Source organism: Amycolatopsis sp. GM8 (genome assembly GCF_021653975.1).
Taxonomy (GTDB): Bacteria; Actinomycetota; Actinomycetes; order Mycobacteriales; family Pseudonocardiaceae; genus Amycolatopsis_E.
This window is the reverse complement of sequence record NZ_JAJKFK010000004.1, coordinates 743,741-764,484: the sequence shown is the minus strand read 5'-3', so window position 1 is coordinate 764,484 and position 20,744 is coordinate 743,741. Positions and strand designations below refer to the sequence as shown.

General features: G+C 71.3%; 21 protein-coding genes. 17 read left to right on the top strand and 4 right to left on the bottom strand.

Annotation, left to right across the window (positions count from 1 at the left end):
* Positions 1-29: 29 nt before the first annotated feature.
* The 3 genes from prcA to LOZ83_RS22140 all read left to right on the top strand — a co-directional run bounded on the left by prcA (position 30) and on the right by LOZ83_RS22140 (position 2,945).
* Positions 30-797, top strand: a complete 768-nt coding sequence (gene prcA / locus LOZ83_RS22150) for a proteasome subunit alpha (RefSeq protein ID WP_236793041.1) — start codon at positions 30-32, stop codon at positions 795-797.
* Positions 798-950: 153 nt separating this feature from the next.
* Positions 951-2,309, top strand: coding sequence for a Pup--protein ligase (pafA, locus tag LOZ83_RS22145; protein ID WP_236793039.1), 1,359 nt, complete (start codon positions 951-953; stop codon positions 2,307-2,309).
* 75 nt (positions 2,310-2,384) lie between these two features.
* Positions 2,385-2,945, top strand: coding sequence for a DUF4232 domain-containing protein (locus tag LOZ83_RS22140; RefSeq protein ID WP_236793037.1), 561 nt, complete (start codon positions 2,385-2,387; stop codon positions 2,943-2,945).
* On the opposite strand, the gene LOZ83_RS22135 is transcribed toward LOZ83_RS22140, so the two are convergent.
* Positions 2,929-5,100, bottom strand: coding sequence for an MMPL family transporter (locus tag LOZ83_RS22135; protein WP_236793035.1), 2,172 nt, complete (start codon positions 5,098-5,100; stop codon positions 2,929-2,931). The genes LOZ83_RS22140 and LOZ83_RS22135 overlap by 17 nt on opposite strands.
* Positions 5,101-5,180: 80 nt before the next feature.
* On the opposite strand from LOZ83_RS22135, the gene LOZ83_RS22130 reads away from it, so the two are divergent.
* From LOZ83_RS22130 to LOZ83_RS22080, 11 genes are all read left to right on the top strand, one after another.
* Positions 5,181-5,849: a TetR/AcrR family transcriptional regulator gene (locus LOZ83_RS22130; RefSeq protein ID WP_236793033.1), complete on the top strand. Its 669-nt coding sequence runs from the start codon at positions 5,181-5,183 to the stop codon at positions 5,847-5,849.
* A 107-nt stretch (positions 5,850-5,956) separates the two neighbouring features.
* Entirely contained in the window at positions 5,957-6,934 is a 978-nt protein-coding gene (locus LOZ83_RS22125; protein WP_236793031.1) for a YafY family protein, read from the top strand.
* Positions 6,931-7,911: a YafY family protein gene (locus LOZ83_RS22120; RefSeq protein ID WP_236793029.1), complete on the top strand. Its 981-nt coding sequence runs from the start codon at positions 6,931-6,933 to the stop codon at positions 7,909-7,911. The genes LOZ83_RS22125 and LOZ83_RS22120 overlap by 4 nt, the downstream gene beginning before the upstream one ends.
* A 9-nt stretch (positions 7,912-7,920) precedes the next feature.
* Positions 7,921-8,133 carry a bacteriophage holin gene (locus LOZ83_RS22115; RefSeq protein ID WP_236793027.1) on the top strand — a complete coding sequence of 71 codons (213 nt, stop codon included), beginning with the start codon at positions 7,921-7,923 and terminating at the stop codon, positions 8,131-8,133.
* 31 nt (positions 8,134-8,164) lie between these two features.
* On the top strand, positions 8,165-8,464 hold the full coding sequence (gene tatA / locus LOZ83_RS22110; protein WP_236793025.1) for a Sec-independent protein translocase subunit TatA: 300 nt from the start codon (positions 8,165-8,167) through the stop codon (positions 8,462-8,464).
* Positions 8,465-8,481: 17 nt separating this feature from the next.
* On the top strand, positions 8,482-9,450 hold the full coding sequence (gene tatC / locus LOZ83_RS22105; protein WP_236793023.1) for a twin-arginine translocase subunit TatC: 969 nt from the start codon (positions 8,482-8,484) through the stop codon (positions 9,448-9,450).
* A 77-nt stretch (positions 9,451-9,527) separates the two neighbouring features.
* On the top strand, positions 9,528-12,281 hold the full coding sequence (locus tag LOZ83_RS22100) for an RNA helicase (protein ID WP_236793021.1): 2,754 nt from the start codon (positions 9,528-9,530) through the stop codon (positions 12,279-12,281).
* A gap of 66 nt (positions 12,282-12,347) precedes the next feature.
* On the top strand, positions 12,348-12,992 hold the full coding sequence (locus LOZ83_RS22095) for a DUF4333 domain-containing protein (protein WP_236793020.1): 645 nt from the start codon (positions 12,348-12,350) through the stop codon (positions 12,990-12,992).
* 41 nt (positions 12,993-13,033) lie between these two features.
* On the top strand, positions 13,034-14,233 hold the full coding sequence (locus tag LOZ83_RS22090) for a GNAT family N-acetyltransferase (RefSeq protein ID WP_236793018.1): 1,200 nt from the start codon (positions 13,034-13,036) through the stop codon (positions 14,231-14,233).
* A 35-nt stretch (positions 14,234-14,268) separates the two neighbouring features.
* Positions 14,269-14,643 carry a DUF4333 domain-containing protein gene (locus LOZ83_RS22085; protein ID WP_236793016.1) on the top strand — a complete coding sequence of 125 codons (375 nt, stop codon included), beginning with the start codon at positions 14,269-14,271 and terminating at the stop codon, positions 14,641-14,643.
* Between the two features lie 26 nt (positions 14,644-14,669).
* Complete coding sequence (locus LOZ83_RS22080; protein ID WP_236793014.1) at positions 14,670-15,884, top strand: GNAT family N-acetyltransferase; 1,215 nt, start codon at positions 14,670-14,672, stop codon at positions 15,882-15,884.
* On the opposite strand, the gene LOZ83_RS22075 is transcribed toward LOZ83_RS22080, so the two are convergent.
* Positions 15,881-17,071: an ABC transporter permease gene (locus LOZ83_RS22075; protein ID WP_236793012.1), complete on the bottom strand. Its 1,191-nt coding sequence runs from the start codon at positions 17,069-17,071 to the stop codon at positions 15,881-15,883. The two genes, LOZ83_RS22080 and LOZ83_RS22075, sit on opposite strands and share 4 nt — an antisense overlap.
* On the bottom strand, positions 17,068-17,979 hold the full coding sequence (locus tag LOZ83_RS22070) for an ABC transporter ATP-binding protein (RefSeq protein ID WP_236793010.1): 912 nt from the start codon (positions 17,977-17,979) through the stop codon (positions 17,068-17,070). The genes LOZ83_RS22075 and LOZ83_RS22070 overlap by 4 nt, the downstream gene beginning before the upstream one ends.
* Before the next feature lie 90 nt (positions 17,980-18,069).
* Between LOZ83_RS22070 and LOZ83_RS22065 the strand changes: the two genes are divergently transcribed.
* Genes LOZ83_RS22065 through LOZ83_RS22055 form a run of 3 tightly spaced genes read left to right on the top strand, consistent with a single transcriptional unit; the run spans position 18,070 to position 19,803 of the window.
* A complete protein-coding gene (locus LOZ83_RS22065) occupies positions 18,070-18,960 on the top strand; it encodes an SPFH domain-containing protein (RefSeq protein WP_236793008.1) in 891 nt (296 codons plus the stop codon).
* A 2-nt stretch (positions 18,961-18,962) separates the two neighbouring features.
* Positions 18,963-19,181 carry a hypothetical protein gene (locus tag LOZ83_RS22060; RefSeq protein ID WP_236793006.1) on the top strand — a complete coding sequence of 73 codons (219 nt, stop codon included), beginning with the start codon at positions 18,963-18,965 and terminating at the stop codon, positions 19,179-19,181.
* Positions 19,168-19,803, top strand: a complete 636-nt coding sequence (locus LOZ83_RS22055; protein WP_236793004.1) for a GPP34 family phosphoprotein — start codon at positions 19,168-19,170, stop codon at positions 19,801-19,803. Before LOZ83_RS22060 ends, LOZ83_RS22055 begins: the two co-directional genes overlap by 14 nt.
* Here LOZ83_RS22055 and LOZ83_RS22050 read toward each other — a convergent pair.
* Positions 19,792-20,733, bottom strand: coding sequence for a 5'-3' exonuclease (locus LOZ83_RS22050; protein WP_236793002.1), 942 nt, complete (start codon positions 20,731-20,733; stop codon positions 19,792-19,794). The genes LOZ83_RS22055 and LOZ83_RS22050 overlap by 12 nt on opposite strands.
* Positions 20,734-20,744: the final 11 nt, after the last annotated feature.

The window sequence follows — 20,744 nt, the reverse complement described above, 5'->3', positions numbered from 1 at the left end:
ACCTTCGAGCGCACTTTGGAGCCGACACCGTGACGATGCCGCTGTACGCCTCGCCCGAGCAGTTGATGCGCGAGCGCTCGGAGCTCGCTCGCAAGGGCATCGCGCGCGGGCGCAGTGTCGTGGTGCTGAAGTACGCGGGTGGCGTGCTGTTCGTCGCCGAGAACCCGTCGACGACGCTGCACAAGTTCTCCGAGATCTACGACCGCATCGGGTTCGCCGCGGTCGGCCGGTACAGCGAGTTCGAGAACCTGCGGGTGGCCGGCATCCGGCACGCGGACCTCAAGGGCTACCAGTACGACCGCCGCGACGTCAGCGCCCGCGCGCTGGCGAACGCGTACGCGGCCACCCTGGGCAGCATCTTCACCGAGCAGCTCAAGCCGTACGAGGTGGAGATCTGCGTGGCCGAGGTCGGCGCCACCTCGGCGGACGACCAGCTGTTCCGGCTGACCTACGACGGGTCGATCTTCGACGAGCCGCAGTTCGTGGTGATGGGCGGGCAGACCGAGCCGATCATCAACAAGCTCAAGGAGGAGTTCGAGGAGGACGCCGAGCTGGAGCAGGTGCTGCCGATGGCGGTGCGCACGCTGCGCTCGACCTCCCCGAACAACGGCGAGACCGAGCCGGTGAAGCTCGAGGTGGCCGTGCTGGACCGCAACCGGCCGCGGCGCGCGTTCCGGCGCATCACGGGCGCGGCGCTCGACGCGCTGCTGCCCGCGGAGCCGGAGCCCGCCACCGACGGCGAGGAGAAGCCGGCGGAGGGCGGCGAGGCTTCGTCGAACGGCGACTCCGCCGGCTGATCGCACGAGATCGCGAACGAGCCCCGGGTGACCCCCGGGGCTCGTTCGTCGCGCCCGGCGAAACCGCAGGTGAACCGGCCGGTCACGGATTATCGGCGTGTCGCCGCCCGATCGGCGCACCTCCGCACACGGGAAAGCGCCTAGCATTGAGTAATGCAGCGGCGGATTTTTGGCATCGAGACCGAGTTCGGGGTCACGTGCACCTTTCACGGCCAGCGTCGGCTCTCGCCGGACGAGGTCGCCCGGTACCTGTTCCGGCGAGTCGTGTCCTGGGGACGCTCGTCGAACGTGTTCCTGTCCAACGGCTCGAGGCTCTACCTCGACGTGGGCTCGCACCCGGAGTACGCGACCGCGGAGTGCGACGACCTCGTCCAGCTGGTCACGCACGACAAGGCCGGTGAGCGGATCCTCGAGGATCTGCTGGTGGACGCCGAGCGCCGGCTGGCCGACGAGGGCATCGGCGGCGACATCTTCCTGTTCAAGAACAACACCGACTCCGCGGGTAACTCCTACGGCTGCCACGAGAACTATCTCGTCACCCGTGCGGGGGAGTTCTCGCGGATCGCGGACGTGCTGCTGCCCTTTCTCGTCACCCGGCAGCTGATCTGCGGCGCGGGCAAGGTCCTGCAGACCCCGCGGGGCGCGGTGTACTGCCTTTCCCAGCGGGCGGAACACATCTGGGAAGGCGTGTCGAGCGCCACCACGCGGTCGCGGCCGATCATCAACACCCGCGACGAGCCGCACGCCGACGCCGAGCGCTACCGGCGGCTGCACGTCATCGTGGGCGATTCGAACATGGCCGAGCCGACGACCCTGCTCAAGGTCGGCACCGCGCACCTGGTGCTGGAGATGATCGAGCAGGGCGTGCAGTTCCGCGACTTCACCCTGGACAACCCGATCCGCGCGATCCGCGAGATCAGCCACGACCTGACCGGCCGGCGCCCGGTGCGCCTCGCCGGCGGGCGGGAGGCCTCGGCGCTGGACATCCAGCGCGAGTACTACGGCCGCGCCGTGCAGCACGTGAAGGCGAACGACTCGGGCCCGACCGCGCGCCGCGTCATCGAGCTGTGGGGCCGCGCGCTGGACGCGGTGGAGCAGCAGGACTTCTCGATGATCGACACCGAGATCGACTGGGCCATCAAGCACCGGCTGGTGGAGCGCTACCGCGCGAAGCACAACCTGGACCTCTCCAGCCCGCGGGTGGCGCAGCTGGATCTGGCCTACCACGACATCCGGCGTGGCCGGGGGATCTTCGACCTGTTGCAGCGCAAGGGTTTGGTCCGCCGGATCACCGACGACGGCGAGATCGAGCTGGCGAAGGACACCCCGCCGCAGACGACGCGGGCCAAGCTGCGCGGTGACTTCATCGCCGCCGCCCAGGCCGCGGGCCGCGACTTCACCGTCGACTGGGTGCACCTGAAGCTCAACGACCAGGCGCAGCGGACCGTGCTGTGCAAGGACCCGTTCCGCGCGGTGGACGAGCGGGTGGACAGGCTGATCAGCTCGTTGTGATCTTCCCCCGTCCGTGACTGCACCCGCGGGCGGGGTCGTGCGTCCTCCTCTTGTAAGCAAGATCGGGGGAGGACCATGAATCGGGGCAAGACGACTGCTGTGACGCTGGCCGCCGCGGCGCTGGCCTTGAGCGCGTGCGGCACGACGACGGGTGCCCAGGCGCCCTCGCCGGCGACCGCACAGGCCGTCGCGGCGGTCACCACGGCCACGCCGGCGAGCACGCCGCGCTGCGCCACGGGTGATCTCGCGCTGAGCCTGGGCACGATGACCCAGACCGCGGCCGGCCAGGACCAGGTGCCGCTGGTCTACCAGAACGTCTCCAGCCACCCGTGCGATCTGCACGGCGCGCCGGGCGTCGACCTGGCCGGACCCAACGATCCGGCCTTCGGGCCCACCTACTCGCTGCCCCGCGTCGACGACGGTCCGCGGAGCATCGTGCTCGCACCGGGCGAGCGCGGCGCGGCGATGCTGTTCCTGCTGCAGGACGGCGGCTGGGTGCCGAACGAGATCGTCAGCATCCCGCCGGGCCAGACCACCCCGCTGCGGGTGGCCTGGCCCTTCAGGTTCGGTGTGCTGCGCCAAGACGCGGCGACGCATCCGGGCACCTACGTGTACGGCATCACGGCGCTGAACTGACCGGCTCCCGCGGCGCCTCCGCCTCGGTCAGACCGACCCGGGAGTGCAGGCGCCGCAAGGGACCCGGTGCCCACCACGCGTGCCGGCCGAGCAGCCGCATCCCGGCGGGCAGCAGCACGCCGCGCACCAGCGTGGCGTCGAGCAGCACGGCGAGGCCGGTGCCGATGCCGAACATCTGGATGAAGCTGACCCCGCTGGTGCCGAACGCGAACAGGCTGACCGACAGCAGCACTGCGGCGGCGGTCACGATCCGCCCGGACCGGGACAGGCCGTGGATCACGGCCTCGCGCGGGCCGGCGCCGTGGTCGTGCGCCTCCTTGATCCGGCTGATCACGAACACCTCGTAGTCCATCGACAGCCCGAACGCGATGCAGAACAACAACATCAGCATGCTCGTGTCCAGCGGCAGCGGGGTGAAGCCGAGCGTGCCGGACAGGAACCCGTGCTGGAACACCAGCACCATCAGCCCGAGCGTCGCCGACAGGCTCAGCAGGTTGAACAGCAGCGCCCGCAGCGGCTGCAGCACGCTGCCGGTGAACAGGAACAGCAGGATGAACGTGGTCACCGCGATCAGCCCACCGGCCAGCGGCAGCCGGCTCGCGATCGCGTGCTTCGAGTCCACCAGCACTGCGGCGTCACCGCCGACCTTGACCTCGGCCGGCGCCGGGGTCCGCCGGATCTGCTGGACCAGGTTCTGCGCTTCGGCCGAGCGGGAGTCCGTGGTGTCCAGCAGCACGGTGAGCCGCTGGCTGTCACGGGCCGCGAGTGTCGCGTCGGCGGGGGAGAGGCCCAGCGCGCGGCCCTGGCTGTACTCGCCCGCACTGGACGCCACGCGCGTGACGCCGGGCAGCTCGGACAGGCGTTGCGCGTAGCCGCCCAGCGCGGCACCGGGCTCGCCGACGGTCACCACCTGGATCGCGCGGCTGTCGTTCTGCGGGAAATCGGCGCGCAGTACGTCGCCGACCACCCGGCTGGGGGCGGGCGGCTGCAGCACGCGCTCGTCGGGGGTGCCGAACTGCACGGTGAACAGCGGGATCGCGGCCAGCACGAGCAGCACCAGCACGGGCAGCGCGGCGCGCACCGGACGGCGCAGCGTGGCGCCGGCGAGCCGCGCCCACCACGGCGAGACGGTGCTCATCGAGCGTCCCCACGGCAGCCGTCCGGCGTTGACCCGCGGGCCGAGCACCTTGAGCAGGGCGGGCAGCACGACGACCGCGCCGAGCATCGCGATCACGATCACCCCGATCCCGGCGTAGGCGAACGAGCGCAGGAAGTACAGCGGGAACAGCAGCAGCGCGGCGAGCGCGACGGCGACCGTGGCGGCGCTGAACGCGATGGTGCGCCCGGCGCTGGACACCGTCCGGGTCACCGCGGTGCGCACGTCAGGGTTCGCGGCCAGTTCCTCCCGGAACCGGTTCACGGTCAGCAGCGCGTAGTCGATGCCGAGTCCGAGGCCGAGCGCGGTGGTCAGGTTGATCGCGAACACCGACACATCGGTGACCGAGCCGAGGATGGACAGCTCCGCGAACGTGCCCAGAACGGCGATCCCGCCGACGACGAGGGGCAGCAGCGCGGCGACGAGGCTGCCGAACACGATCACCAGCAGGATCGCGATGATCGGCACGGCGATCATCTCCGCGCGCAGCAGGTCCTTGCCGACCTGGTCGCTGACGTTCGCGTTGGCGACGGCGCCACCGCCCGCGGTGATGGTGACGGGCCCGTCGTTTCCTGCGTAGCGGTCGGCGATGCCGGCGACGCTGTCCTGGTCGGCGGCGTGCGCGACGATGAGCGCCGAGCGGCCGTCGGCCGATTTCAGCGCGGGCGCGCCGGTCTGCCAGTAGGAGGCGGCGCCGGTCAGGTCGCGGTCGGCGGCGACGCGGGTGGCGAGCTCCGTGCCGGCGGCGCGGGCGGCCGCGTCGTCGACTGTGCCGGTCTTCGCCTGGACCAGCAGCAGGAAGTTGGCGCCGCCGCCGAAGTCGCGCTGGATGAGGTCCTGGGCCTGGCTGGACTCCGCGCCGGGGTCGGTGAACCCCTGCGACTGGAGCTTGCCGAAGGCGGTCATACCGAGTGCCCCGGCGCCGATCATGAGCAGGACGGCGATGGCGAGGACGGCTCGTGCGTGATCGGCGGCGAACCGCCCGATGCGAGCGAACATGGGATCCCCGTAATGTTGGCAGTCGTAAACTTGACGGCTGTTAACTTGCCATGCATGTGTACGGGTGTCAACATCAAGCTGTGAGTTCCTCAGCACCCGCGCGCACCGGCGGCTACCACCACGGCGATCTGCGCAACGCCCTCATCCAGGCGGCCGCCGACCTGGCCCAGTCCGGCGGCCCCGGCTCGGTGACGATCCGCGCCGCCGCCCGCGCCGTCGGCGTCACCCCGACCGCCGCGTACCGGCATTTCGCCGGGCACGAGGAGTTGCTGCACGCGGCCAAGGAGCGGGCGATGGAGCGGCTGAGCGAGACGATGAGCGAGGCGCTGACGCGGGTGCCGGACACCGGCGACCGGGTGCGCCGCGCGGTGTGCGCGGTCGCCGCGATCGGCCGTGGCTACCTGGACTTCGCGCACGCCGAGCCGGGCCTGTTCCGCACCGCGTTCGCGGCGAAGGCCGAAGTGCCGGCCTTCGCGGAGACCGCCCCGTTCCGCCGGCTGGTCGAGGCGCTCGACGAGCTGACCGCGGCCGGTTTCCTGCCCGCACAGCGGCGGCCGATGGCCGAGATCGCAGCGTGGTCCTCGGTGCACGGCCTGGCGATGCTGACCCTCGACGGCCCGCTGCGGGCGGTCGGCGCGCCGGAGCGCAGGCAGGCGATGGAGCGTCTGGTCGAGATCATCGTCGAAGGCCTGGGCGGTCACGCGCTGACGCCCGAACTCCGCGCGGACATCCAGAAATTCGCGAGCTGAGCTGTCGTTCGGTAATCGGCGGCGCGCGTTCGGTCATGGGTTCGAATTTCCGGCGTGTAATGCCGGATCTCCGTTCGGGGCCCGGGGAAAGGAGCTACTGTGTTCGGGTGTCCACCGCCCGCGCCGAGCGCCTGGTCAACCTCGTGCTCGCCCTGCTGTCCACCCGGCAGTACCTGACTGCTGACCGGATTCGCGGGATCGTGCCCGGATACACCGACGCCACGAGCGACGAGGCGTTCTCCCGGATGTTCGAGCGGGACAAGACGGAGCTGCGGGAGCTGGGCATCCCGCTGGAGACCGGCCGCAACTCGGTGTTCGACTCCCAGGACGGCTACCGCATCGCGCGGCGCGACTACGAGCTCGGCGAGATCGAGCTGGCGCCCGACGAGGCGGCCGCGGTCGGGCTCGCCGTGCGGCTGTGGGATTCCCCCGAACTGACCGGGCAGGCGCAGGGCGCGCTGGTGAAACTGCGCGCGGCCGGGGTCGAGGTCGACCACACCGCGCCGCCGGTCGTCGAGTCCCGGGTGCGCACCGAGCCGGCGTTCTCCCCGCTGCTGGCCGCCGTGCAGTGCCGCCGGGCTGTCCGGTTCGACTACCGCCGCTCGGGTTCGCCCGAGCTGATGACCCGCACGCTCGAACCGTGGGGCGTGGTGTCGTGGCGGGCCCGCTGGTACGTCGTCGGGCACGACCGCGATCGCGGTGCGCCGCGGTGCTTCCGGCTGTCCCGGATCGTGGGCGAGGTCGGCCCGATCGGTGCGCCCGGAGAGGTGGACCGGCCCGCGGACGTGAACCTGCTCGAGTTCGTCGCGGGCAGCAGCGGGAGCAAAGAGCCGGCGCCGGTCGCGACGGCGAAGCTGTGGATCGCCGACCGCCGTGCCGCCGGGGTGCGGCGCCGGGCGAAGCCGGTCGGGCGGCTGACCGTCGACGGCGTCGAGGGCGACCTGGCGGAGCTGGAGCTGTACTACCCGGAGAGCGCGGCCGACTGGATCGCCGGGCACGGCCCGGACGTGCTGGTGCTCGAACCGGACGTGCTGGCGAAAGCGGTGCAGGAGCGGCTGCGGGCGGTGGCGGGGGAAAGCGCGTGACCAGTTCGACCGACCGGATGCCGCGGCTGCTCGCGCTGGTCCCGTATCTGCTGGCCCGGCCCGGGATCAAGATCGACGACGCGGCCCGGGATTTCGACGTCACCCCGAAGCAGCTGCGCCGTGACCTGGAGCTGCTGTGGATGTGCGGGCTGCCGGGCTACGGGCCCGGTGACCTGATCGACCTGTCCTTCGCCGGGGACACCGTCACGGTCACCTTCGACGCCGGGATGAACCGGCCGCTGCGGCTGACCGGTGCGGAGGCGACAGCGCTGCTGGTCGCGCTGCGCGCGCTGGCCGAGACGCCGGGACTGCTCGACACCGACGCGGTCCGCCGCGCGATCGCGAAGATCGAGGCCGCCGCCGGGCAGGCCCAGCCGGCCGGGGTGGTCGTCGGGCTCGGGGTGCGTGAGGGCGAGCGCACCGCGCAGACCCGGGGTGTCGTGCAGCGGGCGTTGCAGGCCCGCCGGGCGCTGCGCATCCGCTACTACACCGCGTCCCGGGACGCGATCACCGAGCGCACGGTGGACCCGATGCGGCTGCTGATCGTGCAGGCCGTCGGCTACCTGGAGGCGTGGTGCCGCCGCGCCGAGGGGGTCCGGCTGTTCCGGCTCGACCGCGTCGACGACGTGCGCGTCCTCGACGAGCCCGCCGCCCCGCCGCCGACCGCGCGGCCGACCGACATCTCCGACGGCGTGTTCCGGGTCAAGCCGGAGCAGCCGGTCGCGGAGCTGGTGCTCGACCCCGACGCCCGCTGGGTCGCCGAGTACTACCCGTGCGAGGAGCTCGCCGAGCTGCCGGGCGGGCGGCTGCGGGTGCGGATGCGCTACGGCGACGAGTCCTGGATCGCCCGGCTGGCGCTCAGCCTCGGCGGGGACGCGCGCGTGGAAAGCCCGCCCGAGCTGGTCGCCGCGGTTGGTCGCCGGGCGGCCGACGCGCTGGCCCGGGCGCGTCACCTACCGTCAACCTTGGGCCAGTAGGGTTACCGCGTGTCGTACCTGCCGAGCATCCTGCTCGCCGCCGTGGGCCTGATCCTGCTGGGCGTTCTGCTGATTGCTGTGGTCAGGGGCTTGCGCCGGTTCCGTTCGGCGTTGAGCATGGTCGTGACGAGCACGAACGATCGCGCCGGCCTCATCCGCGCGCGCTCGGCCGGTGTCCGCGTGGCGTTGCAGCAGCGTCGACGCGTAATGGAAAACCAGTAGCATTGGGCATGAAACGAAAAGGAGGCCACTCATGCTGAACGGGTTGCAGCCGTGGCACTTGATCATCTTGGTGCTGATCGTGGTTCTGCTGTTCGGTGCCAAGCGGCTTCCCGACGCCGCCCGCTCGATCGGCAAGTCCATGAAGATCTTCAAGGCCGAGACCAAGGACATGCGTGGCGAGGACGAGGAGTCCGCGAGCGAGCCGGAGAAGAAGGAGCTCACCGCGGGCAAGGTACAGCCGGCCGGCGCCGACCAGCAGGTCGCTGACCTGCAGCGTCAGCTCGACGAGCTGAAGAAGCAGCAGGACCAGTCCCAGAAGCACGCCAGCTGAGGCGAGCGGAGCCTTCCGTGGCGGACGCCGTCCCCTCCAGCCGCCGGACCCGGCGGCGCAAGCGCAGCCGTCGGCACAATCCCGACGGCACCATGACGCTGATCGAGCACATCTACGAGTTCCGCAGGCGGCTCGGCTGGGCGCTGCTCGCGCTGATCGCCGGCGGGATCTTCGGTTTCATCTGGTTCCAGACCAGGCTGGGCCCGGTCGAGTCGCTCGGCCAGCTGATGAACGCCCCGTACTGCGGGATCCCGGCCGACCGGCTGCTGCCCGGCACGATCGCGCCGGACGGCACCTGCCGGCTGCTGCAGACGACGCCGTTCGAAGGCATCATGATCCAGCTGAAGGTGGGTCTCGCCGGCGGCGCGGTGCTCACCTCGCCGTTCTGGCTGTACCAGATCTGGGCGTTCATCGCGCCGGGCCTGTACACGAAGGAGCGCAAGTACGCGCTGATCTTCGTCGGCTTCGCGAGCGCGCTGTTCGCGTCCGGCGCGGTGCTGGCCTACCTGCTGGTGCCGCACGCGTTCAAGGCGCTGATGAGCTTCGGCGGCGATTTCTTCACCACCGCGCTGACGGCCGACAAGTACATCTCGTTCGTGCTGTCGCTGCTGGTGATCTTCGGGGTGAGCTTCGAGCTGCCACTGCTGGTGGTCATGCTCAACATGGTGGGCGTGGTCAAGTACGCCCAGCTGAAGAAGTGGCGCCGCGGCATCATCTTCGCGCTGTTCGTCTTCGCGGCGTTCGCCACGCCGGGCTCGGACCCGTTCTCGATGATCGGCCTGGCCGGCGCGCTCACGCTGCTGTTCGAGATCGCCATCCAGATCGCCCGGGTGCACGACAAGCGCAAGGAGCGGCAGCGCAAGGACGAGGGCTGGGACGACGTCCCCGACGACCAGGCCGCCCCGTTCGACTACACGCCGAGCACCGTCGACGAGCCGGAATCCGTCGAGAAGGCGGGCAAGAGCAGCACCGACGACATCACGTAGGGGCGGGGGTCGCGCCGGTCGCGTGATCTCCGCACCACCGCATGCGAGGCCGGGCGCGGATGTGACACCCTGAGAGGGTGGCCGCTAGCCCTTCTTCCTCCCCGGCCGAGGCCTATCAGGCCGCCAAGCGCCGGGGAAAACATCCTCAACTGACCCGTTTCGCGGCCGAGGCGTCGTTCGAGTTCGACGACTTCCAGGTGCGCGGCTGTGAAGCGCTGGAGGACGGGCACGGCGTGCTGGTCTGCGCGCCGACCGGCGCCGGCAAGACCGTCGTCGGCGAGTTCGCCGTGCACCTCGCGCTCGCCGAGGGCCGGAAGTGCTTCTACACCACGCCGATCAAGGCGCTGTCGAACCAGAAGTACAACGACCTGGTGGACCGCTACGGCACGGACGCGGTCGGCCTGCTCACCGGGGACACCGCGATCAACGGCAGCGCTCAGGTGGTCGTGATGACCACCGAGGTGCTGCGCAACATGCTGTACGCGGGCTCCTCGGCGCTGACCGATCTCGGCTACGTGGTGATGGACGAGATCCACTACCTCGCCGACCGGTTCCGCGGCGCGGTGTGGGAAGAGGTCATCCTGCACCTGCCGGAGTACGTGCGGGTGGTGGGCCTGTCCGCGACCGTGAGCAACGCCGAGGAGTTCGGCGAGTGGCTCGTCGAGGTGCGCGGCGACACGACGGTCGTGGTCGACGAGCACCGCCCGGTTCCGTTGTGGCAGCACATGATCGTGGGCAACCGGCTGCTGGACCTGTTCAAGGCGGACGACGGGGTCGAACTGTCCATCAACCCGGGCCTGCTGCGCCGGGTCGAGGAGGTCGGGCGGCTGCACGCGCCCGCGGGGGCCCGCGGGCCGCGTACCCGCGGCGGCCGCCAGCAGTTTCGCGGCCCCCGCTTCCGGCCACCGTCGCGTGTGGACATCGCGCACCGGCTCGACGCGGCCGGCCTGCTGCCCGCGATCGTGTTCATCTTCTCCCGCGCCGGCTGCGACGCGGCGGTCGCCCAGTTCACCCGCGCGGGCGTGCGGCTCAACTCGCCCGAGGAGAGCGCCGAGGTCCGGAAGATCATCGCCGGGCACACCGGTGACCTGCCCGAGGGCGATCTCGGCGTGCTGGGCTACTGGGAGTGGCGTGAGGCGCTGGAGAGCGGGATCGCCGCCCACCACGCGGGCCTGCTGCCGGCGTTCAAGGAGACCGTCGAGGAGCTGTTCGTCCGCGGGCTGGTGAAGGTCGTGTTCGCGACCGAGACGCTGGCGCTGGGCATCAACATGCCGGCCCGCACGGTCGTCCTCGAACGCCTCGTGAAGTACAACGGCGAGGCGCACGTCGACCTGACGCCGGGGGAGTACACGCAGCTGACCGGCCGGGCCGGGCGGCGCGGTATCGACGTCGAGGGGCACGCGGTCGTCGTCTGGCAGCCCGGGGTGGACCCGAAACAGGTCGCGGGCCTGGCCTCGACCCGGACGTACCCGCTGCGCTCGTCGTTCCGGCCCGGCTACAACATGGCGATCAACCTGGTCGCCCAGCTCGGCCCGGCGCAGGCGCGGGAGCTGCTGGAGCAGTCCTTCGCGCAGTTCCAGGCCGATCGCTCGGTGGTCGGCCTCGCCCGGCGGATCGAGAAGAACAAGGAAGCGCTGCGCGGCTACACCGAGGCCATCACCGGCGAGTTCGACGAGATGCTCGAATATGTCGCGCTGCGCAAGAAGATCTCGGACCGGGAGAAGGCGCTCGCGAAGCAGAACGGTGCCGCGCGGCGGGCCAGTACCGCGGAGTCGCTGGAGAAACTGCGCAAGGGCGACGTGATCGCGGTGCCCGGCGGGCGGCGGGCCGGGCTCGCGGTGGTGATCGACCCGGGGCTCGACCCGATCCGCGAACCGCGCCCGGTGGTGGTCACCGAGGACCGGTGGTCCGGCCAACTGTCCCTTTCGGACTTTCCCGCGCCGGTGGAATCGCTGGGGCACATCAAGTTGCCCAAGCACATCGAGCTGCGGTCGCCGAAGACCCGGCGGGACATCGCCTCCAGCCTGCGCAACGCGGGCATCTCGCTGCCGTCGCGCCAGCGCCGCCGCTCCGGGGTGAACGACGACGCCGAGCTGTCGGCGCTGCGCCGTGAGCTGCGCTCGCACCCGTGCCACGGGCTCGCCGAGCGCGAGGCGAACCTGCGCTGGATCGAGCGGTACCAGCGGCTCGAGGAGGAGACCGGGCAGCTGGAGCGCAAGGTCGCCGCGACGACCCACTCGCTCGCCCGTGCCTTCGACCGCATCCGTGACCTGCTCGCCGAGCGCGGCTACCTCGACGACGGCGAGAAGCGCGTCACCGAGTACGGCGAATGCCTCGCCCGGCTCTACAGCGAGTCGGATCTCCTTGCCGCGGAATGCATCCGGCACGAGGTGTGGAAGGGGCTCAACCCGGCGGAGCTGGCCGCGGTCGTGTCGACGCTGGTGTTCGAGGCACGCCGGGACTCCGCGGCCGAGCCGCGGCTGCCGTCCGGCGCGGTGCCGCGCGCCTGGCAGGACATCGCGCGGCTGTGGAGCGAGCTGGCCGAGGACGAGCGCCGCCACCGGCTGGACCGCACCCGCGAGCCCGACCCCGGGTTCGCCTGGCCCATCTACCGGTGGGCCCGCGGCGAGTCGCTGGAACAGGTGCTGACCAGCGCGGAGTCGGCCGGGCAGGAACTGTCCGCGGGTGACTTCGTGCGCTGGGCGCGCCAAGTCATCGACCTGCTCGACCAGATCAGGACCGTGCTGGGCCGCGAGGACCAGGTCGGCGCGACCGCCGCGAAGGCGGTGAAGGCGCTGCGCCGGGGCGTGGTCGCGGCCGGAGCCCAGTAGCGCTTTCCGGCGCACGGCGGGGTGTGGTTGGATCGCGCAGAGCAGCACGGGCGGATTGGAGTGGCGATGAGCACGCCGTACGGCGGCAACGACCCCCAGCAGTGGGGGCAGGCACCCCAGCAGCCGCCCGCCGGCTACCCGCAGCAGCCCCCGTCCGGCGGGTTCCCGGCGCAGGGCTATCCGCCACCCTCGGGTGGGTTCCCGGCGCAGGGCTATCCGCAGCAGCCGCCGCAGTACGGGCAGTATCCGCAGCAGCCCCAGTACGGTCAGCAGCCCGGGTATCCGCCCCAGCAGCAGCCGTACGGACAGCAGTACCCGCAGCCCCAGTACGGGCAGCAGCAGCCGTACTACGGCCAGCAGCCGCCCGGCTTCGGCGCGCCGGTCGAGCCGCGCAAGGGCGGGATGAAGCTGCTGTGGATCGTCGCGGGCGTGGTGATCGTCGTGGTCGCGGCGCTCGGCATCACCGGCTTCTGGATGCCGGGGTTTTTCGTCACGAAGGTGCTCGACCAGTCTGCGGTGCAGGACGGCGTCAAGCAGATGCTCTCGACCTACGGCGTCACCGCGGACAGCGTGAGCTGCCCGGCGAAACAGGCGGTCAAGGCGGGCAACACCTTCACCTGCACGGCCACCGTGGGCGGCAAGCAGGAGCAGATCAGCGTCACCGTGCTGGACACCGACGGCAACTACCAGGTGGGCCGCCCACAGGGGTAATCCACTGGCCGCGCGCGCCGATCTTCGCGAGTATCGGTGGTGTGAGCGACTACACCGTGCGCGCCCTGCGGCCTGATGAGACCCGCGCGGCCGCCAACCTCTTCCGTGCCGCCCTGCACTCGCCGCACCTCAAGGACGACGAGGTGCCCTATGTCGAGCGGATGTACCAGCCGGGGCGTGCCTTCGGCGCGTTCGACACCGAGCTGATCGGCACCGTCCGGTCCTTCGACGCCGAGCTGACCGTGCCCGGCGGGAAGCAGGTGCCGCTCGGTGCGGTGACCGGGGTGGGGGTGCGCGCGGACCGGACGCGCCGCGGTGTGCTGAGCCGCATGATGCGCGCGCAGCTGTCCGATCTCGCCGCGCGCGGCGTCCCGTTCGCCGCCCTGTACGCCTCGGAAGGGCCGATCTACGGCCGGTACGGCTACGGCGTCGCGACCGTCGACCACCAGTTCCAGGTCGACCGGCACCGGGCCGTGCTGCGGCCGGACCTCCCGGCCGGCGGCGAGGTCGAGCTGCTGCAGGTCGAAGCCGCCGTGGAGCGGCTGCCCGCGCTGTACGCCCAGCTGCCGCACGCTCGGCCGGGCATGATGACCCGCCCGGCCTACTGGTGGGCCGGGTTCGAGCGGAACGTCACGCGGGAGGAAGGGCGCCCGCTCATCATCGTCCACAATGGACCCGATGGGCCGGACGGCTTCGCGATCTACACCGTGCAGCGCAAGAGCTGGCGCGATCCGTCCACTTTGGAGGTCTGGGACCTGCACGCCACGACCGCCGAGGCGTTCGCCGGGCTGTGGCGGTACCTGCTGGCCGTCGACCTCGTCGACACCGTCGAGATGACCAACCGCCCGCTCGACGAGCCCGTCCCGCTGCTGTTCACCGACCCGCGCGCGGCCAAGCTGACCGGCGGCGGTGATGACCTGTGGCTGCGCCTGGTCGACGTCCCGGCGGCGCTCGCCGCGCGCGAGTACGAGGGCGAGCCGGTGGTGCTGGAGGTGACCGACCCGGTGCTGGAGGCGAACTCCGGCCGCTACCGGGTGGGCCCCGACGGGGTGGCGCGCACGGACCTGCCCGCGCAGCTGCGGCTCGGCGTGGACGCGCTCGCGATGCTGTACTTCGGCGCCTGGCAGGCGTCCGCACTGGTCACGGTGGGCCGGATCCAGGTGGCCGGCGACGGCGCGGCGGCCCGGGCGGACCGGCTGTTCACCACTCGCCCGCAAGCTTGGTGTGGTACACACTTCTGACCACACTGGACTCGGGATTTTCGGGGGTAGGAGCGTTGTCTCGGCGTGCCCGATTCTGGGCCGGTAGTGCCGCGGGCCTCCTGCTGCTCGCCGGCTGCGCGGGGCCCGGCGGTGAAAAGCCCGCGCCGAGCCCGCAGAGCATCACCTCCGGCGGCGGCACGTCGTCGTCCCGTGGCCTGGCGCCGGTGCCGCGCGTGTTCGACCCTGCCGCGCTGGAAAGCGGGGTGCGGCAGGTGCTCACCGAGTCGTACGGGATCGCGGACGTCACGCAGGTGCGCTGCCCGTCCGGCCAGACCGTGCAGGTGGGCGTCTCGTTCGACTGCGCGGTGACGCTGCGCGGCGAGCAGAAGGCCGTCACGCTGACCGTGCGCAACGTCGACGGCACCTACGAGGTGTCCGGGCCGAAGTGAAAAATCGGTAGGCCGGACGCGGGGGAGTGGGCAGGATCACTCGTGCGACCGACTTCGAGATCCGCCCCCTGACCGACGGCGACCGGCGGGCCGCCCACGAACTGCTCAACCGCGCCTTCCACACCAAGCGGTCGACCGACGAGGAATGGGAGAAGCTGGCGCCCGGCTTCCCGGCGGAGCGCAAGTTCGGCGCGTTCGGCGATGGCGCGCTGATCGGCGTCGCCAGCTCGTTCGGCACGGAACTGGCCGTCCCGGGCGGAAAAGCGGTGCCGGCGGCGGCCGTCGAGGCGGTCGGGGTCCGGGCCGACCGCACCCGCCGCGGGGTGGTGACGGCGCTGATGGCCGAGCAGTTGCGCGACTGTGCCGACCGGGGCGAGGCGGCGGCGTACCTGCGGGCGAGCGAGGCCACGATCTACGGCCGGTTCGGCTACGGCGTCTCGGCCCGCCGGAAGTCGTTGCGGGTCCACAAGTCCCGGGCACGGTTCCGTCCGGACGCGCCCGCCGGTGGGCAGGTGCGGCTGGTGGAGCCCGGCGCGGCGGCTGAGCTCTTGCCCGGGCTGTACCAGCGGATCGGGCTGTACCGGCACGGCATGATCGCCCGGCCTGAGCAGTGGTGGGCCTGGAGCGCCGCCCGGGTGGCCGAGGAGTACCACGTCGCCGTCCACAGTGGACCCGATGGTGACGACGGTTTCGTGGTGTACAAACCGGAAGAGCGCGGTGGGTCCGAGCCGGGCGAGGGGCTCGATGTGATCGACCTGCAGGCGGCGAATATCGAAACGCTCGCCGGGCTGTGGCGGTACCTGCTGAGCGTCGACCTCGTCGCGGAGATCTGGGCGTCCCGCCCGCTCGACGATCCGCTCGGCCTGATGCTGACCGATCCGCGGGCGTGCGAGGTGGTCGACCTTGCCGACAACACCTGGCTGCGGGTGACCGACGCCCCCGCGGCGCTGGCCGCGCGCGCCTACGGCGACGCCGAGCCGGTGGTCCTCGAACTCGTGGATCCGTTGCTGGAGAACAACTCCGGCCGGTACCGCATCTCGCCCGGCGGGGCCGAGCGGGTCGGCTCGCCGGCCGATCTGAAGCTCGGCCCCGAGGAACTCGGCATGCTGTACCTGGGCGACCGCGCGCCGAGCCTGCTCGCCGCGCTCAACCGGATCGAGGTGCTGAACCCGATCGCGGTCGAGGCGGCGGACAGGCTGTTCACGACGGCGGTCGCCCCGCACTGCGGGACCCGCTTCTAGCTCGCTGAAAGCGCTTCCCGGAGCTTGACCTTGGCGCCGGTGCGCAGTACCGCGTTGCGGTAGATGCGGCCGGTGAGCCAGATCAGCACCGGGATCAGCGCGATCACGAGCCCCAGTGACACGATGGCCTCCCAGACCGGCACGCCGCCCATCGCCAGGCGCATCGGCATCAGGGTCGGGGCGAACACCGGGATGATCGACAGTATCTCGACGAGACCGCTGCCCGGGTTCGAGGGCAGCACCGAGACGCCGACGACGTACCCGGCGATGACGAACATCAGCGCCGGGGTCACCGCGCCGCCGACGTCCTCCTGCCGGGAGACCAGCGCGCCCAGGCCGGCGAACACGATGGAGTACATCAGGAATCCGGCCAGGTACCACACGATGAGCCAGATCACCGTGCCCGCGGCCGCCGACACCGAGATCGTCAGCACGCCGGTCGTGAGCGCCGCTATCACGCCGACGATGGCGATCGCGAGGATCTGCAGCAGCCCGACCGCGCCGATGCCGAGCACCTTGCCCGCCATCAGCTGCCACGGCCGGATCGTCGCCAGCAGCAGCTCGACCACGCGGCTGGTCTTCTCCTCGACCACGCCCTGCGCCACCGACTGGCCGTTGATCATCAGCGACAGGTAGATCAGCACCCCGGCGATGATGCCGAGCACGAGCTGCTGGCTGTTGTACTGCTTGGGCTGTTCCAGCGGCTGGACCTCGACGTGCGCGCTCGCCACCGCGGCGTTCACCTGCGCCGGGTTGCCGCCGAGCGTGGCGATCTGCTGGTCGAGCGCCAGCCGGTTCGCCAGCACGGTGAGCGCGTTGCGCAGGTCGGAGTCCAGGTCCTTCTTCACCACGACCTGCACGTGTGTGCCGTCGCCGACGAGCACCGCGTCGAGCGAGCCGTCGCGCACCGCCTGCTGCGCCTGTGCCTCGGTGACCTGCCGCGTGTTCACGTTCTGGCCCAGCGCCTTCGCGCTCACCTGCAGCGGTGCCGCCAGTGCCGCGTTCGGCGCGGTGTACCCGACGGTCGCGTCGGAACCGTTGCTGCCGATCAGTTTGATGACCACGGTGAGCGCGATGAGCAGCAGGATCATCACCGCGGTGCTGATCCGGAACGCCTTGGACTGCAGTCGGGTGGTGATCTCGCGGTTCGCGACGAGGCGGATCGCGCCCCAGCCGGACAGGTTCATCGCCGCGCTCCTTCCGTGACGACGCTGCGGAACAACTCGGTCAAAGAGGGCCGCCGCCGGGCGAACTCGTGCACCGGCCCGGTCGCGAGCGCGGCCTTGAGCACCGCCTGGTCATCGGTTCCGTCGAGGAGCTCCAGTTCGGTGCGGGTGCCGTGGCGGCCGAGCAGCTTGACGCCGGGCACCGACTCGGTCCAGCCCGACGGCGCCTGCGGGGCGTCGACGACGAGCCGGTCGGCGCCGCCGGTGCGCAGCTCGTCCACGGTGCCGCAGGCCTCCATGTGTCCACTTCGGACGATGCCGACCCGGTCGCACAGCCGCTGCACGAGATCCAGCTGGTGGCTGGAGAACACGACCGGCACCCCGTGGGAAGCCTTCTCCCGCAGGACTTCGCTCATCACGTCGACCGCGACCGGGTCGAGCCCGGAGAACGGTTCGTCGAGCACGAGGATCCGCGGATCGTGCACGAGCGCGGCCGCGAGCTGCACGCGCTGCTGGTTGCCGAGGCTGAGCTTCTGCACCTCGTCGTCGCGGCGCGGGGCCACGCCGAGCCGCTCGGTCCACTCCTCGGTGGCGCGCCGCGCCGCGGCCGCACCCATCCCGTGCAGCTGCGCGAGATAGGTCAGCTGCTCGCCGACCTTCATCTTCGGGTACAGCCCGCGCTCCTCCGGCATGTAGCCGATCAGGCGGCGGGTTTCGAGCGTCACGGGCTCGCCGTCCCAGCGGACGGTCCCGGCGTCCGCGCTCAGCACCCCCAGCACGATGCGCATGGTCGTGGTCTTGCCGGCTCCGTTGCTGCCGACGAAACCGAACAGCTCGCCCGCGCGCACGTCGAACGTCATCTCGCGCAGGGCGACGGTTTCCCCGTATCGCTTCGAAAGTCCTTCGATTTCCAGACGCCGGTCACTCATGGTGACCCTCCCCTCGGTGGCGGAAAATGTGATATCACTATGCTAGTCCTTGAGCGAGGACGTCAAGCCCGATTTGCCAAGGGGGCAGAGATGACCGAGACACCTGTGGAGATGCCGGCTCCGCGGATCGAGGAGCGCAGGGCGCTGACCGCGCCGGGGGCCCTGATGTTCCTGGTGAGCGTGCTGGTGGTGGCCGGTGGCGTCGTGGTGCTCGTCATCGGTGACGGCGGGCTCCGTGCGGTGGGGATCGTGCTGGTGGTCGCCGGACTCGTGCTGCTGCGCGGGCTGACCGCGGTCGCGCCTGGCGAGGCGAGGGTCGTGCAGGTGCTCGGCCGGTACGCGGGAACACTGCGGGTGGCCGGGCTGCAGTGGGTCAACCCGATCGCCGCGCGGCGCCGGGTGTCCACCCGGATCCGCAACCACGAGACCGACGTGGCGAAGGTGAACGACGCCGACGGCAACCCGATCGAGATGGCCGCGGTGGTGGTGTGGCAGGTGCGCGACACCGCGCAGGCACTGTTCGAAGTGGACGATTTCGTCGAGTTCGTGGCCATCCAGACCGAGACCGCGGTGCGCCACATCGCCAACGCCTACCCGTACGACACGCATGACGAGGGCACGCTTTCCTTGCGGGACAACGCGGACGAGATCACCGAGAAGCTCAGCGAGGAGATCGGCGCGCGGGTCGCGTCCGCCGGGGTCAAGGTGATCGAGTCGCGGATCACGCATCTGGCGTATGCCCCGGAGATCGCGCAGGCGATGCTGCGCCGCCAGCAGGCGGGTGCGATCGTCGCGGCGCGCGAGCGCATCGTCGAGGGCGCGGTGGGCATGGTCCAGATGGCGCTGGAGCGGCTCGCCGAGCAGGACGTCGTGGACCTGGACGAGGAGCGGAAGGCCAGCATGGTCAGCAACCTGATGGTGGTGCTCGTCGGCGACCGCGACACGCAGCCCGTGGTGAACGCCGGGACGCTCTACTCGTAACCGTGGCCGAGCGGAAGAAGCTGCTGCTGCGGCTCGACCCGGCTGTGCACGACGCGCTCGCGCGCTGGGCGGCCGACGAGCTGCGCAGCACGAACGCGCAGATCGAGTTCTTGCTGCGCAAGGCCTTGTCCGACGCCGGGCGGCTGCCGCGCGGCGTCGGACGGATGTGGCCGCCGGGGCGGCCGCGCAAAACGGACGGAGAAGAAGATGAACCCGCCTGAGTCGCTGCCGGCCAAGATGTTCCTGCTGGCCTTCGACCTGCCGCACCAGCGGCTGCCCGCGCGCGACGAGCTGGGCTACACCCTGCGCGCGGCGGCGCTCGCCGCGCTGGTCCTCAATGGACAGTTGCGCGACGAGGACGGCAAGGCCGCGGTCGCCGGGAAGCCGCCGGACACCGATCCCGTGCTGGACGAACTGTGGCACGCGATCGAGGCCGATCCGTCGCGCTCGTGGCGGCGCTGGGTGGAGCGCGGCCGCAAGCAGACCTTCGACGCCGTGCGCGATCAGCACCTGAATGCCCACGTGATCAAGGCGGAGCGGGAACGGTTCCTGGGCCTCTTCCCGTACACCCGGTTCACGGTGCGCGACACCAGGACGGCGCGTCGCGTCGCCGACGAGGTCTCGCGCGCGATCCGCGGTGGGCAGGCCGCGAGCCGGGTCGGCCAGGAGGTGGCCGCGCTGGCCGCGCTCGCGGCGGCGGGGCAGATGCGGGTCGTGCTGAACGGCCGCGACCGCCACCAGTACCGCACCCGGCTGGACCGCTTCGGTGAGCCGATCCAACCGGTGGTGCACGCGCTGCAGCGGGCCATCAGGACGAAACGGGCCGCCGCGTCAGGAGGCTGACCGTTCGAGGGCGGCGAGGAGCCGGTTCACCGAGCCGCCGAGGTTCCAGCGTTCGGCCAGCTCCGCGACCCGGGCCGGATCCTTCGGTGCGGACGGCACGATGTCCGGGCCCGAGATCGAGACCGGCGCGTCCACCGCCACGTTCACCACGGTCGGCGCCACGCTCAGGTAGTCCTCGGCGGCGGTGAGCTTGAGCCGCATCTTCAGCGGCAGGTCCTTGTGTCCGGACTTCGCCGCGTCCAGCAGCGCTTCCACCGAACCGAACTGGGTGATCAGCTTCGCGGCGGTCTTCTCGCCGACACCGGCGACCCCGGGCAGCCCGTCGGACGGGTCGCCGCGCAGCGCGGCCATCGCCGCGTAGCCGGGGCCGGCGTTGGCGACCGGCACGCCGTAGCGCTCGGCGATCTCGGCCGGGCTGAGCACCTCGGCCTTGGCCCAGCCCTTGCCGACGTAGATCACCGACGCGGGTGTCGGCTCGGTGCGGACCAGCTGGAACAGGTCGCGGTCGCCGGTGATCACCTCGACCGGGTCGGTCTTCTCGCGGGCGGTGAGCGCGCCGATGACGTCGTCGGCCTCGTAGCCGTCGGCCTCCGCGGTGGCGAGGCCGACCGCGGCCAGCAGGTCGAGGATGACCGGCACCTGCGGCGTCAGCGTGTCGGGCACTTCCTCGCGGTTGGCATCGGGATCGGCGACGCGGTGCGCCTTGTAGCTGGGCAGCAGGTCGGTCCGGAACCGCGGCCGCCAGTCGGCGTCGAGGCAGGCGACCAGCCGCGCCGGCCGCCGGTCGGTGAGGATGCGCGCGATCGTGTCGGCGAACCCGCGCACCGCGTTGACCGGCGTGCCGTCCGGCGCGGTCATCGAGTCCGGCAGCGCGTAGTACGACCGGAAGTACAGGCTCGCGGAGTCCAGCAGGGCTAACGTCACGGTCACAGCCTGCCAGA

What these genes read in the sequence shown, in the direction of transcription:
- pafA (WP_236793039.1), top strand. Translation starts at nt 951, where the DNA reads ATGCAGCGGCGGATTTTTGGCATCGAGACCGAGTTCGGGGTCACGTGC.
- LOZ83_RS22140 (WP_236793037.1), top strand. Translation starts at nt 2,385, where the DNA reads ATGAATCGGGGCAAGACGACTGCTGTGACGCTGGCCGCCGCGGCGCTG.
- LOZ83_RS22135 (WP_236793035.1), bottom strand. Translation starts at nt 5,100, where the DNA reads ATGTTCGCTCGCATCGGGCGGTTCGCCGCCGATCACGCACGAGCCGTC.
- tatA (WP_236793025.1), top strand. Translation starts at nt 8,165, where the DNA reads ATGCTGAACGGGTTGCAGCCGTGGCACTTGATCATCTTGGTGCTGATC.
- LOZ83_RS22095 (WP_236793020.1), top strand. Translation starts at nt 12,348, where the DNA reads ATGAGCACGCCGTACGGCGGCAACGACCCCCAGCAGTGGGGGCAGGCA.
- LOZ83_RS22075 (WP_236793012.1), bottom strand. Translation starts at nt 17,071, where the DNA reads ATGAACCTGTCCGGCTGGGGCGCGATCCGCCTCGTCGCGAACCGCGAG.
- LOZ83_RS22070 (WP_236793010.1), bottom strand. Translation starts at nt 17,979, where the DNA reads ATGAGTGACCGGCGTCTGGAAATCGAAGGACTTTCGAAGCGATACGGG.
- LOZ83_RS22065 (WP_236793008.1), top strand. Translation starts at nt 18,070, where the DNA reads ATGACCGAGACACCTGTGGAGATGCCGGCTCCGCGGATCGAGGAGCGC.
- LOZ83_RS22055 (WP_236793004.1), top strand. Translation starts at nt 19,168, where the DNA reads ATGAACCCGCCTGAGTCGCTGCCGGCCAAGATGTTCCTGCTGGCCTTC.